The 14,361-nt window shown below is 46.4% G+C and carries 12 protein-coding genes; 2 read left to right on the top strand and 10 right to left on the bottom strand.

Annotation, left to right across the window (positions count from 1 at the left end; translation table 11 throughout):
* Positions 1-5 precede the first annotated feature (5 nt).
* The 8 genes from AEA42_RS07730 to tkt all read right to left on the bottom strand — a co-directional run bounded on the left by AEA42_RS07730 (position 6) and on the right by tkt (position 9,760).
* Positions 6-554 (bottom strand): hypothetical protein, encoded by a 549-nt coding sequence (locus AEA42_RS07730; protein ID WP_055647406.1) that lies wholly within the window; start codon positions 552-554, stop codon positions 6-8.
* On the bottom strand, positions 547-1,296 hold the full coding sequence (locus AEA42_RS07725; RefSeq protein WP_055647405.1) for a helix-turn-helix domain-containing protein: 750 nt from the start codon (positions 1,294-1,296) through the stop codon (positions 547-549). Before AEA42_RS07725 ends, AEA42_RS07730 begins: the two co-directional genes overlap by 8 nt.
* Before the next feature lie 166 nt (positions 1,297-1,462).
* Positions 1,463-2,932 carry a sodium:proton antiporter NhaD gene (gene nhaD, locus AEA42_RS07720; RefSeq protein WP_055647404.1) on the bottom strand — a complete coding sequence of 490 codons (1,470 nt, stop codon included), beginning with the start codon at positions 2,930-2,932 and terminating at the stop codon, positions 1,463-1,465.
* A gap of 240 nt (positions 2,933-3,172) precedes the next feature.
* Positions 3,173-3,910 carry a DUF481 domain-containing protein gene (locus tag AEA42_RS07715; RefSeq protein WP_037414718.1) on the bottom strand — a complete coding sequence of 246 codons (738 nt, stop codon included), beginning with the start codon at positions 3,908-3,910 and terminating at the stop codon, positions 3,173-3,175.
* A gap of 136 nt (positions 3,911-4,046) precedes the next feature.
* A complete protein-coding gene (gene fba / locus AEA42_RS07710) occupies positions 4,047-5,114 on the bottom strand; it encodes a class II fructose-bisphosphate aldolase (protein ID WP_011071213.1) in 1,068 nt (355 codons plus the stop codon).
* Positions 5,115-5,312: 198 nt separating this feature from the next.
* The gene (locus AEA42_RS07705; protein WP_055647403.1) at positions 5,313-6,488 is read right to left on the bottom strand and encodes a phosphoglycerate kinase; all 1,176 of its coding nucleotides are present in this window, start codon (positions 6,486-6,488) and stop codon (positions 5,313-5,315) included.
* Positions 6,489-6,614: 126 nt separating this feature from the next.
* Positions 6,615-7,637 (bottom strand): erythrose-4-phosphate dehydrogenase, encoded by a 1,023-nt coding sequence (epd, locus tag AEA42_RS07700; protein WP_055647402.1) that lies wholly within the window; start codon positions 7,635-7,637, stop codon positions 6,615-6,617.
* 128 nt (positions 7,638-7,765) lie between these two features.
* Complete coding sequence (tkt, locus tag AEA42_RS07695) at positions 7,766-9,760, bottom strand: transketolase (protein ID WP_055647401.1); 1,995 nt, start codon at positions 9,758-9,760, stop codon at positions 7,766-7,768.
* Positions 9,761-10,236: 476 nt separating this feature from the next.
* Here tkt and metK point away from each other — a divergent pair, with 476 nt between their 5' ends.
* On the top strand, positions 10,237-11,388 hold the full coding sequence (gene metK, locus AEA42_RS07690) for a methionine adenosyltransferase (RefSeq protein WP_055647400.1): 1,152 nt from the start codon (positions 10,237-10,239) through the stop codon (positions 11,386-11,388).
* A 130-nt stretch (positions 11,389-11,518) separates the two neighbouring features.
* Positions 11,519-11,965, top strand: a complete 447-nt coding sequence (locus tag AEA42_RS07685) for a hypothetical protein (RefSeq protein WP_055647399.1) — start codon at positions 11,519-11,521, stop codon at positions 11,963-11,965.
* Between the two features lie 6 nt (positions 11,966-11,971).
* Here the strand turns inward: AEA42_RS07685 and AEA42_RS07680 are convergent, their stop codons facing one another.
* Complete coding sequence (locus AEA42_RS07680; protein WP_055647398.1) at positions 11,972-12,316, bottom strand: hypothetical protein; 345 nt, start codon at positions 12,314-12,316, stop codon at positions 11,972-11,974.
* Positions 12,306-14,318, bottom strand: coding sequence for an EAL domain-containing protein (locus AEA42_RS07675; protein ID WP_231570533.1), 2,013 nt, complete (start codon positions 14,316-14,318; stop codon positions 12,306-12,308). Before AEA42_RS07675 ends, AEA42_RS07680 begins: the two co-directional genes overlap by 11 nt.
* Between the last annotated feature and the right edge of the window lie 43 nt (positions 14,319-14,361).

Here is a 14,361-nt window from a genome sequence, read left to right as displayed (position 1 = left end):
TAACGCTATTTGCTCTGGCAAGCCCATAAATGGCCGCTGGGATAAAACTTGATCAGTACGTAATTGTTTAAGGTATCCATATCCACAATCTGCATATCAAAACTCATTCCGCCCTGCTCAAACAAGGCCTTACGGGATTTTTGCACTTCCGCACGCATTAAGTCGGGCACCTCGGTTTGCAACAAATCCATTTTTAAATTGGCCTGATCTAAGTTGAGCTTATAGGTCATAGTGCCAGGCGCTAAGGCGCTGACTTTTCCTTCGTAAATTAAGGCGGCAATATCCTGGCCATTCTGCCCGTAGCGGTAACTTAACTTGGCATGATTAGCCGCAATCTTCACATCCAGCGCCAAACTTTGACTAAACGTGGGCAAAGACTCCGCCTTAAAAGGCGCCTCATACAACTTGGCGCGGCAACTCAAATTTAACTGTTTGCTGTTAAACGTCATCGCATAGGCCCCCAAACCTATGCCCACTAACACCAGCACTATGGCAATCACATGCCAGAGGCGTAGTCGGCGGTTGTGGTTTTTTATTTCTGTCAGTTTAAGCACAGATCCCCACCATTTTTAGCCATAGCTCATCAATCACATCGACATTGAAGTTTTCCGACATCATTTTGATGGTTTCAAACTCGAGTCCATTCGCATCGTTATTTTTCAGTACCAGACTAACAAACCTTTGATCCGTCGAAATAGTCGCCGCAATGGATTGCCACGGAAACACAGCACAGGCAGAGACTTGCTCTAAAAAGTGATCGACTAAGGGCCGCATCGAATGGTCCGACGGCTGACCGGTATAGAATTGAATTTCCGAATAATGCCCGTCGTGCGTCAGCAACTGCTTCGCATAATTCGGCGCGATACTTGTAGGGTGAGTGATATGCGATCCCACCCACAGCAGCGCAGCTAAGGTCAGGAGCGTGAGCACCATAAACTGTGGCATACTCAGCTTGAACAGGGGCGAGTTCAGCGCGGTACGTGAATGTTTTCGGGGCGTGGCGTAGAGGATATAGCCTTGATTGGCGATACTCACCAACAAATGAGCGGCGTCGTCACCGAGAAATAACCGTAAGCGGCGAATAGTACTATTGAGCAATTCATCGGCACGCATAGACAACTTGAGGTGCGGCGAAATCACTTGCAACAACTCCATGCGTGAGACCACTTTGCCACGCTGCGCACTCAAGAGTGAAAGCGCTTGGAATTCGTCCGTACTCAATAACCAGCTACGTCCTGATGCTGCATCGACCAGCACTTGTTCCTGTGCATTAAACCAACAAGTGCCTATTTGCATCTCGGCCCCTTTCACTATTTGATGTGGGGCCGAGTATACAATTTGAACGAAAACAACGCAGTGATCTTATCGCCACCTAACAGGGTTAGATGAATAATCTGTGAATTGCATCAATAAAACATTTAATGCTAAAAACAATTAACGATACACTATGTTTCATTTGTTTTTAGAACATTGCAGCATTGAGCCACATATGTACCAAAATGCTAGCGATATAGCCTAGTGCGATCACAGGTGTCCAACGTAAATGGGCGCCAAAGGTGTAAATCCCCCTCGCCTGTCCCATCAAGGCGACCCCTGCCGCACTGCCGATGGACAACAAACTGCCCCCAACACCCGCAGTTAAGGTCACCAGTAACCATTGGCCAAGGGCCATCTCAGGGTTCATGGTCAATACGGCAAACATCACCGGAATGTTATCGACAACCGAAGACAACAGACCGATGGCTACGTTGGCAAAGGTCGCATCCCAATGGGAATACAAGGCCTCAGAAACGAGACTTAAATACCCCATAAAACCAAGACCACCGACGCATAACACTACCCCGTAGAAAAACAGCAATGTATCCCACTCAGCACGGGAGATCCGGCTAAACACATCGAAGGGCACCACGCTGCCAAGCTGTTGCAGACGTTGCTCATCGCGGCGTAATTCCGCCTTCGCCCGCTCACGGGCAACCGATTTGTCGAAGGTCTTACGCAGGTAGTAACCGAAGAACTGTAGAAAGCCTAGACCCGTCATCATCCCAAGGACTGGTGGCATGCCGAAGAAGGAATGCGCGCACACAGCCGTCGCAATGGTCAGCAGGAATAACGCCACGATACGTTTCGCGCCAGGTTTAGTGTACACCAGCTCTTTTTCAGGCTCGGGCACATAGCTTGGGATAAACACGCTCATGATGGCCGCGGGTAAAGCAAAGTTAACCAAGGCGGGAATAAACAGATGGAAGAAGTCCGCAAAGTGCACTAAGCCCTTTTGCCACACCATCAGGGTGGTGATATCGCCAAATGGACTAAATGCACCGCCCGCATTCGCCGCGACCACAATGTTAATACACGCCAGCGTAATAAATTTGCGCTGCCCTGCACCCACTTTCATCACCACGGCACACATCAATAACGCCGTGGTTAAGTTATCGGCCACTGGCGAGATAAAGAACGCCATAAAGCCTGTCAACCAGAAAACGGTTCGTAAGCTAAAACCACGTCCCACTAACCAACCGCGAATGGCATCGAATAAATTTCGTTCTTCCATGGCATTGATATAGGTCATCGCCACCAATAGGAAGAGTAATAACTCGGCATATTCCAATAAATTATGCTTAAAGGCTGCTTCAGAGACCTCTGACATACCATTTTGCACATACACAAAACCTATCATGCCCCAAATAATGCCAGCTGCGACCAATACGGGTTTGGATTTACGCAGGTGCAGCGCCTCTTCGGCCATCACCAAAATATAGGCAAGTACGAAGACACAAATGGCAAGATACCCCACTGCTGCAGCGGTTAAATCGAGCCGTTCTGTTCCTTCGGTCATTGCCCAAACTGCTGGTGAGAATCCGCTCAATATTGCAACACAGAATAGGCTAAATAATGCCATTCCACTGTTTCTAAACCACCGCTGTAATTTCATCTAAATTCATCTCTGCAAGGGAAATCAGTTCGCAAATTACCATAGCTCGGGTTCTGTAAATTTTGATAAAACGCAACTTTCTATGTATTTCCCGATAACCAAAGGCACTTACAACATTAATTTTTGTATAACTACAGGCGAAACTAATAAAGATTTAACTAACTTTGTTTCAAGTTAGTCTAAAAACAGCCAATAAAAAAGCACCTCTCGGTGCTTTTATGTTGATATCAATCACATTGATTAGAACGAATAGAGCAAGGTCATATTGGTTTCGGTATCGGTGCTCTTTTTATTGTCCAGCGGCTCGCTGTTATAACGCACGATAATGGCAAACTTCATTGCCAAGGCGCCAATAATATTCGCAGTGAGTGAGGTTTCCGAACGCGCATCTAATTTATCACCATAGTCGGCGACAAAACGCTGTTGGAATTTTGAGGTTTCTGTGATTTCAGTTTCGAAGTTAATCACACCGTGGGCAACCACACTGTCATTGGAATCTGTGCCCTCTAACAGAGCTTGCTCTGAATCGAGGCGTTGATAGATATAACCGGGACCGATTTCAACATCTAAGAAAGTCTTGCTGGTGTCATAGAGCCTATGACCATAACCCGTCGCGCCAGATACTGTGTAGTCATAACCGGTAAAAGGGTCAACTTCGTAGTTAGCGTTAGCAAATAGATAGCTGCGGTCAGTCATCTTATAGTTGCCTTGTGCCCCCGCTAAATAGCGCTTAGCCGTAACCTCGCCAGTATCCTCTTTATATAAACCTTCTAAAAGATATTGGTTTTCCCAATCACCTAATTCGTGTTTGAAGTTTAAGCGACCTTTGTAAGATGAGGTATCTGTGTTGCCTGTGGTTAAGGTTGCACCTAGCTCGGCTTCGCCCGCGAATGTTTTATCGCCTTTAACAAAATCGGCTCCCGCATTCGCCATAAATGGCGCCGTCATCAATAGTGCAGCGGTCAGTACTTTCTTCATGTTTATCCGTTCCTGTTCCGTTTAATCCCCTAAAAATCTGCGTAATACTAACATTTACGATTGAAAAATAAAAATTCATCGATTTTTTGCATAAAAAAGCCCGCTAATCAGCGGGCTTTGAAAAGTGATTTAAGGCTTACAGGTTGATCTTAGGGTCTAAAGCACCTGATTGATACGCTTTGTACATTGCTTGTAAAGACAAAGGCTTAATCTTAGAGGCTTGACCCGCACAACCAAAGGCCTCGTAGCGAACGGTACAGATGTCTGCCATCGCTTCCATAGAGGCTTTCAGGAACTTACGTGGGTCGAACTCGCTTGGGTGTTCGGCCAAGTATTTACGTACCGCACCAGTAGACGCTAAGCGCAGGTCGGTATCGATGTTCACTTTACGCACGCCGTGTTTGATACCTTCAACGATTTCTTCTAATGGCACGCCGTAAGTTTCAGGAATTTGACCACCGTATTGGTTGATGATCTTAAGCCATTCTTGCGGTACGGAAGATGAACCGTGCATTACTAAGTGAGTGTTAGGAATGCGGGCATGGATTTCTTTGATGCGGTCGATACGCAGTACATCACCCGTTGGTTTACGGCTGAACTTGTATGCGCCGTGGCTGGTACCAATTGCAATCGCTAGCGCGTCAACATGGGTATCAGCAACGAAGCGTGCCGCTTCTTCTGGGCTGGTCAGCAGTTGGTCGTGGCTTAATACGCCTTCAGCGCCCACACCGTCTTCTTCACCGGCAGTACCGGTTTCTAAGCTGCCTAAACAACCGATTTCGCCCTCGACAGACACACCACACGCGTGGGCGAATGCAACAGTTCTGCGAGTCACATCAACGTTGTACTCGTAAGAAGCAGGGGTTTTACCATCCGCCATTAATGAGCCGTCCATCATTACTGATGACATACCTAATTGGATAGAACGCTGACAGATATCAGGGTCAGTACCATGGTCTTGGTGAATACAGACTGGGATATCGGGATACTGCTCAAGAGCAGCCGTCATCAGATATTTTAAGAATTGTGGACGCGCATATTTACGCGCACCCGCAGAGGCTTGCACGATAACAGGGCTGTCGGTGGCTTCTGCGGCCTGCATGATGGCGCGCATTTGCTCAAGGTTGTTTACGTTGAACGCTGGCACGCCGTATCCATGTTCTGCCGCGTGATCGAGTAGTTGTCGTAGGGAAATTAACGCCATTTTTTTAACTCCAATAATAGGGTGACTTCACATTAACGCTGGGTCACCGAGGTCGCTATCGTTTGGATGGATTTTTATGCTCAATCGCTCTAGTGATGTGTCAATCCCTTTAGAGAAGGAGCGGTTTTTTTATAATTTTTTATCATTTTTTGTGCTGTCGCGGCGCAGTGCCGCGACAGCGCAATACCTAACTCAATGTTAGGCACCGCGTTTTTTCAACATAGCTACAGCGGGTAACTCTTTGCCTTCGAGGAACTCGAGGAAAGCACCACCACCAGTAGAGATGTAAGAGACTTTATCGGCGATACCGTATTTATCGACCGCCGCTAAGGTGTCACCACCGCCAGCGATAGAGAAGGCTTTAGAATCAGCGATTGCTTGCGCGATACGCTTAGTGCCTTCACCGAATTGGTCGAATTCGAACACACCCACTGGGCCGTTCCATACGATAGTACCAGCAGACTCAATGATTTTCGCTAACGCTTCGGCGCTGTCGGGGCCAATGTCGAAAATCATGTCGCTATCGCCAACATCACTCACTGCTTTTAAGGTCGCAGCAGCCGTTGGGCTAAACTCACCCGCCACAACCACATCGGTAGGTACGGGAATATCACCACCGCGACTTTGGGCGTTCGCCACTAAGCGCTTAGCTTCATCAATTAAATCCGCTTCGTATAAGGATTTACCCACGTTGTGGCCCGCCGCAGCGATAAAGGTGTTGGCGATACCACCGCCAACCACTAATTGATCCACAATGCCGGATAAACTTTCTAATACGGTCAGCTTAGTTGACACTTTAGAGCCACCAACGATGGCCACTAATGGGCGCGCGGGGTTGTCTAAGGCTTTGCCTAACGCTTCTAATTCTTGTGCTAATAATGGACCAGCACAAGCGATGGGCGCGTATAAACCAACGCCATTGGTTGAGGCTTCTGCGCGGTGAGCTGTGCCAAAAGCATCCATCACATACACATCACATAACGCTGCCATTTTCTTTGACAAGGCTTCGTCGTTTTTCTTCTCGCCTTTGTTAAAGCGAACGTTTTCAAACACAACCACTTCGCCTACCGCAACTTCAACGCCGTCTAAATAGTCGGTCGCTAAACGGACGGTGCAAGACAGGGCTTTGGCCAAGTAATCGACTACAGGTTGCATGGAGAATTCACTGTTGTACTCACCTTCAGTTGGACGACCTAAGTGAGACATCACCATTACCGCCGCGCCTTTGGCAAGGGCTAACTCGATAGTGGGGAGTGAGGCACGCAGACGTGCATCACTGGTGACGACGCCGTTGCTGACAGGCACATTGAGATCTTCACGAATAAGCACTCGCTTACCTTGGAGATCTAAATCTGACATATTGATAATTGCCATGGTAACGCTTCCTTTTATAATCAAAAAACAAACTGGTTTTTCATCAATCGGTTAGTGTAGATGGCGATTCGGCACTCGACATCCCGTCGAATTGGCCACTACGCTTTAACCCATTGGTATCAATTCTTATCTTCGGCTTTGTTTAGCTGCAATCATCGCCAAACTGGTATCTAACATGCGATTGGCAAAGCCCCACTCGTTATCGCACCACAGCAACAATTTAACCAACTGCCCTGCGCTCACCCGAGTCTGGGTGCCATCAACAATACTGGAGCGCGGATCATGGTTAAAATCACAGGATACCAGCGGCTCGTCAGTATAGCCTAAGATGCCGTTAAATCGTCCATTGGCGGCCAATTCTAACACTTGATTGACGGTCGCAATATCCACTGTTTTATCTAATGTTACCGAAAGATCGATAGCGGTTACGTTGATCGTGGGAACGCGCACCGAAATCGCCTCAAATTTGTCCTTCATGTGCGGCAAAATCCGCTCAATACCGCGGGCAAGTTTGGTATCGACGGGAATAATCGATTGCCCAGCCGCTCGGGTGCGGCGTAAGTCATCATGATAGGCATCAATCACTTGCTGATCGTTCATCGCCGAATGAATGGTGGTAATCGCGCCGCTTTTCACACCAAAGTGTTTATCGAGTACATCAATCACAGGCACGATACAGTTGGTGGTACAAGAAGCATTGGAGACCACGGTATGCTCGGCGCGCAGTAAGTCTTGGTTCACACCGTAAACGATAGTGCCGTCAACATCGGCCGATGAAGGATGACTGATTAAGACTTGTTTGGCACCCGCGTGGATATGGGCTTCGCAGCTTTGGCGATCTAAAATGGCACCTGTCGCTTCATAGACAATATCGATGTCCATCTCGCGCCAAGGTAGCTTGGCTGGATCAGGTTCATGGAGAATTTTGATGGCGTCATCGCCAATCAGCATCTGATCATCGACTAATTTGACTCTGGGCTGAAATCGACCGTGGGTAGTATCGTACTGGGTCAAATGGACAATGGCTTCAGGCTTAGCCAACTCATTGATTGCGACAATTTGGATTTGCTGGCGTTTTCCGGACTCATATAAAGCGCGAAGGATTGAGCGGCCAATACGACCATAACCATTGATTGCGACTCGGATCATTGAGGTCTTTATTTCCTCTTAACAATACTGCATATACAAAAACGGCCTGCAAACGATTGCAGGCCGCATTATACAGATTAACCTTTCAAAAGTTTAACCTTTTGTCAGTAATCCCATCACCTAAACAATTAGCCTAGTGATTTTGCAGCGTTCAGCACATTTTCAACGGTGAAACCGAAGTGCTTCAGCAGCACGTTGCCTGGCGCAGACTCACCAAAGGTAGTCATGCCCACAACAGTGCCTTCAAAACCAACATACTTGTACCAGAAGTCAGTATGGGCCGCTTCGATAGCGATACGTTTAGTCACCGCTTTTGGCAGTACAGATTCTTTGTAAGCAGCATCTTGCTTATCAAACTCAGTGTTTGATGGCATAGAAACCACGCGAACTTGTTTGCCTTGTTCAGTCAGCGCAGCCGCAGCTTCTACCGCTAATTGCACTTCACTACCGGTTGCAATCAGGATGTACTCAGGCGTACCCGCGCAGTCTTGCAGTACGTAAGCGCCTTTTGCCACATTGGCTAATTGCTCAGCAGTACGTGCTTGAGCCTTCAGGTTCTGACGGCTAAATACCAGCGATGTTGGAGCATGGCGACGTTCGATAGCCGCTTTCCACGCTACTGCAGTTTCAGCCGCGTCACATGGGCGCCATACCGCCATGTTTGGCGTCATACGCAGGTTAGCTAATTGCTCAACGGGTTGGTGCGTTGGACCGTCTTCACCTTGACCGATAGAGTCATGGGTATAAACGAAGATGTTTTGAATTCCCATCAGTGCAGACATACGTACAGCGTTGCGTGCGTATTCCATGAACATCATAAAAGTCGCACCGTAGTTGATGAAACCACCGTGCAGAGACACACCGTTCATGATGCCGCTCATACCGAACTCACGCACACCGTAGTACACGTAGTTACCCGCTGGATCTTCTTGAATACCTTTAGAACCTGCCCACAGGGTCAGGTTAGAACCTGCTAAGTCAGCACTGCCGCCCAACAGTTCTGGCAGCATAGCGCCAAAGGCTGCAATCGCGTTTTGTGACGCTTTACGGCTCGCAATGCCTTCGCCTTTGGCTTGGCATTCTTGGATAAAGGCTTGTGCTTTGGCTTCGAAATCAGCTGGTAATTCACCTTTCAGAACGCGGCGCTCATATTCAGCAGCTAATTCTGGGTAAGCAGCAGCGTAAGCGGCAAACTTGTCGTTCCATGCAGCTTCACGCTCAGCACCCACTTCTTTCGCATCCCAACCAGCGTATACGTCGGCAGGAATTTCGAATGGCGCATGTGGCCAACCTAAGAATTCACGGGCTGCAGCGATTTCTGCATCACCTAATGGTGCGCCGTGGCAATCGTGGCTGCCAGATTTGTTTGGCGAACCAAAACCGATAATGGTTTTGCAGCAGATCATGGTTGGTTTGTTGGTCACAGCTTTTGCCGCTTCGATAGCTGCGCGAATGGCATCGCTGTCGTGACCATCGACGTTAGCAATTACGTGCCAGCCGTATGATTCGAAACGTTTTGGCGTGTCATCGGTAAACCAGCCTTCAACATGGCCGTCGATAGAGATGCCGTTGTCATCCCAAAATGCGATCAGTTTGCCTAGGCCTAAGGTACCTGCCAGAGAACACGCTTCGTGGGAAATACCTTCCATCAAGCAGCCATCGCCGAGGAAGCAGTAAGTGTAGTGGTCAACAATCTCATGACCTTCACGGTTAAACTGTGCCGCTAAGGTTTTTTCTGCAATAGCCATACCCACAGCGTTGCTGATCCCCGCACCTAATGGACCCGTGGTGGTTTCAACACCTGGGGTGTAACCATATTCTGGGTGACCTGGGGTTTTAGAATGTAACTGACGGAATTGCTTCAGTTCATCCATTGGCAGATCGTAGCCAGTGAGGTGTAATAAAGAGTAGATCAGCATAGAGCCGTGACCGTTAGAGAGGATAAAGCGGTCTCTATCTACCCATTTCGGATTGTTCGGGTTGTGCTTAAGGAAATCATTCCACAGCACTTCAGCAATATCTGCCATGCCCATTGGGGCGCCTGGGTGGCCTGAGTTTGCTTTTTGAACTGCATCCATACTTAACGCACGGATTGCGTTGGCGAGTACTTTACGGGAAGACATGCTCTCTCCTGCTTAATTTGTGGGGTCTAGCGGGCAATTTGGACGCATATTTTCCCCTACATAGCGAAGCGACGCAAACGAAAATTCATCACAATCTCGCCTTACCATCGCCAATAGAACTTTTTGCGATAAAAAATGGCTTAAGGATGAACTATTCAAGCCAATGATTCGTAGTTTAAGTCGCTATGACAATACTCTGTACAATTTCCCCCAAAGCACGTCTCGGTGGAAAAGAGGAAATGCCGCCGCGTATCCTTAACGGAATTAGATGGATTTTAAACACTTTTAATTAATTATTTTCAATCAGTTAAATGACTAACATGCTTTTTAGTTCAAATTTTAAAGCTGAGATTTACCTCACTAAGTACAGAAATATTTAGCTTTGGGGGTGTCATGGCGATGAAATTCCACTAAAATAGCCGTCTAGATGTAGATGCTTCTACACGTTTGATTGCTAACAACGAGATTTTCCTACTATGGCAAAGCACTTGTTTACTTCTGAGTCGGTCTCAGAAGGTCATCCCGATAAAATTGCAGATCAGATTTCTGATGCTGTGCTAGACGCGATTCTGGCCCAAGATCCCAAAGCACGTGTCGCGTGCGAAACGTATGTCAAAACTGGCATGGTATTAGTAGGTGGCGAAGTGACCACCTCTGCCTGGGTTGATATTGAAGAGCTGACCCGTAAAACGGTTCGTGAAATTGGTTATATCCATTCTGATATGGGCTTCGATGCCGATTCTTGCGCCGTATTAAACGCGATTGGTAAACAGTCTCCAGACATCAACCAAGGTGTTGACCGCGCGGATCCAAAAGAGCAAGGTGCCGGCGACCAAGGGTTAATGTTTGGTTATGCCAGCAACGAAACTGACATTCTGATGCCAGCGCCTATTACTTTTGCACACGCATTAGTGAAGCGTCAATCTGAAGTGCGTAAAAACGGCACTCTGCCATGGTTACGCCCAGATGCGAAAAGCCAAGTCACCTTCGCTTACGAAGACAACAAGATTGTTGGTATCGATGCGATCGTACTGTCTACCCAACACAGCCCTGATATCGCCCAAGCGGATTTGATTGAAGGCGTGATGGAAACCATCATCAAACCAGTTCTGCCAGCACAATGGCTGAGCAAGGACACTAAATACTTCATCAACCCAACTGGCCGTTTCGTGATCGGTGGTCCTATGGGTGACTGTGGTTTAACCGGTCGTAAGATCATCGTGGATACCTACGGTGGTATGGCGCGTCACGGTGGTGGTGCATTCTCTGGTAAAGACCCATCAAAAGTTGACCGTAGTGCTGCTTACGCTGCCCGTTACGTTGCGAAAAACATCGTAGCAGCGGGTCTGGCAGACCGTTGTGAGATCCAAGTGTCTTACGCTATCGGTGTAGCTGAACCGACTTCTATCAGTGTTGAGACTTTCGGTACGGGTAAAGTATCTGAAGAAGTCTTAATCAAGTTAGTCCGTCAACACTTCGACCTGCGTCCATACGGCCTGACTGAGATGTTGAACTTAGCTCGTCCAATTTACCAAGCGACAGCCGCTTATGGTCACTTTGGCCGCAGCGAATTCCCATGGGAAGCGACGGATAAAGCTGACGCACTGCGCGCCGATGCAGGTCTGTAATCTACATTAAGCTCATGCTTTTACAAGAAAAAACCGCCTAATGGCGGTTTTTTTTATGCTTAGGATGTATTGCCTAACCCCATTACTCTCAACAAAATGGCTTTCACTGTAGGCAAAAGACAGAGACTCAATGAAGCCGTTAATCGCACAACTCCAATTCTGCTCTTGGGCGACCAAGGTAGGCCATCACGAGCCCATGGCCAACACCTTAGGCAGCCTAGACATAGCCACTTGCCTTGAAAGGGAGCCCGGCCGTTTTTTCGAACCGCCCTACACTGAACCCTATGAAAGCTTATGTGTTAGCGACCATCAACAAGCCAACAGATTAAAGCCCCAAGTATCTAGTGAAATCGTCGCTCAAATAGCGAAAACCGCCTATCTGGAAACGTGGAAAATAATGACCGTTGCCGAGATTTGCGCACTAGTCGCAGATGATGCCGATACCTTAGCCACCTTATTGTTAGCCGAAGTCACGCTCTGTGACTTCACAAAAGAACGTTTTGCCTGGTACTTGCAGGGACGGCTTCCTTTTGGCTATCAAGGAAATTACCCGACGGGGGAATGGTTAATTCTGTGATCCGGATTAACAGTGGTCAAAATGGGCGTTTTGCATACACAGCAGGTTTATCTGCGCGGCGGATAACAGTGCACAATCTTGTTCGCCAATTATCCTTGCACCTTGAACGACCTCAGGCGTTAAACATACTATAGCCGCACTGTAAGCATTGGTGCGGCCGCAATCGAGCCAACAATCTTCAATCTGTAACCAATAATGGGGGCGACTATCTTCGCAATCGACTTCAAATCCTCGGGCCTCACATTGCTGCAAGGCACACTCGGATAATAATACGCGCAGGTTGTCCCACGCCGATAAACTAGTCTGGGCATAGTTAGTCAACAAGATATTGACCAAGGATTTACTCACCATTTATCTCCAACCAAAAGGCTTTAGCATCGGGTCCTGGCATTGCCTTGGCATATAACCAACCTTGCACATAAGCAACACCAGCTTCTTTTACAAACTCGGCTTCAACACAGGTTTCAACACCCTCAGCTGTTAAGCTAAAACCTAAACTACTACAAAGTTTGCAAATTTGCAGATATAAAGTACGACCTTTAGGCTCACTGGCATTGGCGAGAATACTGCGATCTAGCTTAATACCATCGACATTGATTCGACTCAGTAGACTTAAACTCGAAAACCCAGTACCAAAATCATCCAACCAAAAACGGAAACCACACTGCTTAAGCTGTTTGATACAGCTATCAATGCGGCTTAGATCCAACATGAATGCCGATTCTAACATCTCAATTTCGACCTGATGAGCAACACTACCTAATCTATCATTCATAATCGCTAATAATTGACTATCGGTGATGTTATTGGGGTCAATATTGATACTGACCTTAGGAAAAAAGCCCTCTAATGCCCAACGAGCAAGATCTTCTGCAACGGTATTAATTACAAAACGATCAATAATGTGGGAATAGCCCGCACGTTGAAACGCATCAATAAAATAAGGGCCTTTTAAGGCCCCATACTCATCCCGAAGACGAATAAGGGCCTCAAATCCAACCACTTTACCATCAATTAAAGCAATCTTAGGTTGATAGTGAAGCTGCAATTCACCGGCTAACACCTCTTTGATGGTTTTCTCTAAATTAATTTCAGCCTTTAAAGACTCTGACTGTTTTTTTAGATAATGTGTTTCATTCATCAGCTCAATATCTGCTTGAAATTGAATCCTTTTGATAAGCTCACGATCGAACTCATAGTGTTCACTCATTAAAGAAAATCGCTGTACAAATGGTAGATAAATCAACACACCGATAGCTATCAAAAAGCATTGAAATATTACAGCACTAAAATGCCCACTCGCCATATAAGCATTAATAAATGGAGGTGTTATCCAAGGAAAGCTATGAGCATCAAATTCTAGAATACCTATACTGATGGCGCTATAGGCCAATATAAAATTAACTATGGGTGAGAGTATAAATGGCAATAATAATCTAGGGTTAAAAATAATAGGTAAACCATAAATCAATATTTCATTGATATTGAAAAATGCAAAGGGTGTTGCAATCTTAGCAATATGGCGTGTTGCACTGTCTTTAGAACTAATGAAAATAGCAATAATGAGCGATAAAGTCGCCCCGCTGCCACCGTAAAGAATAAACAAATCCATAAATTGACTAGCGGTTAGATTAGGTACAACCTCAGTCAAGCCATTATCGACACCTATTAACAGTAGATATGCATTATCACCGTGCACTCCGAAGCTCCAGAGCACATGGGTTAATAAAATACGGATAAACAATTGGATCCCAATACTCGCGGTTTGCAAAGTATCAATTAGTGGCGAAAAAAACCAGCTAAGTAAGGCAGATGCTTCAGTAACAAGCATCAATATAACCATAAAACAAATAACTACTGGCAAAAAAATATTCAGATGCTGTTTTAAATATCGACTCAATGCTTTTCCTTTTACTAAGTCTAGCCATCGCCAAGTAACCAATATGCGCAATAGATATGCCGTTAAAATCGGTAATAAAACCACCCGAGGATCACCTAAAACCACATCAACATAATCAATGCTAAGTACTTCCTCTGTGGTTGGCACATGCAAAGCCAGTAAGATGCTAAAGGAGATTGAGCACACAACAATCGCTGAAAGCTGAAGATATTTGGCAAAATGGAAGGAAAGAGAAATAAGCGCAAGCAACGGAAATATCTTTGCAAGCTGCACTGAAAAAAATGTTAAGCCATAAAAAAATGCCGTTGTTTGCCATTCCGGGATCCAACTACTTAATAACGCTATAACCAGTGATAGTAGTGAGTTAACAAGAATAAATGGCAGTAACGCGATAAAGGACTCACGTACAGAGATAAGAAAACTTCTGTCCAGAAAATTTCGAAGTTCAAACATGATATCAGGGTTATTATTGCTAACTATTTAATAGAACATAGTC

This window comes from Shewanella sp. Sh95 (assembly GCF_001308045.1).
GTDB lineage: Bacteria > Pseudomonadota > Gammaproteobacteria > Enterobacterales > Shewanellaceae > Shewanella > Shewanella xiamenensis.
Note: the sequence above shows the minus strand (reverse complement) of the source record. Positions and strands in the feature narration are given on the sequence as shown.

Coding starts and splice junctions, on each gene's coding strand:
- epd (WP_055647402.1), bottom strand. CDS start 7,637: ATGATCCGAGTCGCAATCAATGGTTATGGTCGTATTGGCCGCTCAATC.
- AEA42_RS07715 (WP_037414718.1), bottom strand. CDS start 3,910: ATGAAGAAAGTACTGACCGCTGCACTATTGATGACGGCGCCATTTATG.
- AEA42_RS07725 (WP_055647405.1), bottom strand. CDS start 1,296: ATGCAAATAGGCACTTGTTGGTTTAATGCACAGGAACAAGTGCTGGTC.
- AEA42_RS07685 (WP_055647399.1), top strand. CDS start 11,519: ATGAAGCCGTTAATCGCACAACTCCAATTCTGCTCTTGGGCGACCAAG.
- AEA42_RS07705 (WP_055647403.1), bottom strand. CDS start 6,488: ATGGCAATTATCAATATGTCAGATTTAGATCTCCAAGGTAAGCGAGTG.
- fba (WP_011071213.1), bottom strand. CDS start 5,114: ATGGCGTTAATTTCCCTACGACAACTACTCGATCACGCGGCAGAACAT.
- tkt (WP_055647401.1), bottom strand. CDS start 9,760: ATGTCTTCCCGTAAAGTACTCGCCAACGCAATCCGTGCGTTAAGTATG.
- AEA42_RS07675 (WP_231570533.1), bottom strand. CDS start 14,318: ATGTTTGAACTTCGAAATTTTCTGGACAGAAGTTTTCTTATCTCTGTA.
- nhaD (WP_055647404.1), bottom strand. CDS start 2,932: ATGAAATTACAGCGGTGGTTTAGAAACAGTGGAATGGCATTATTTAGC.
- metK (WP_055647400.1), top strand. CDS start 10,237: ATGGCAAAGCACTTGTTTACTTCTGAGTCGGTCTCAGAAGGTCATCCC.
- AEA42_RS07680 (WP_055647398.1), bottom strand. CDS start 12,316: ATGGTGAGTAAATCCTTGGTCAATATCTTGTTGACTAACTATGCCCAG.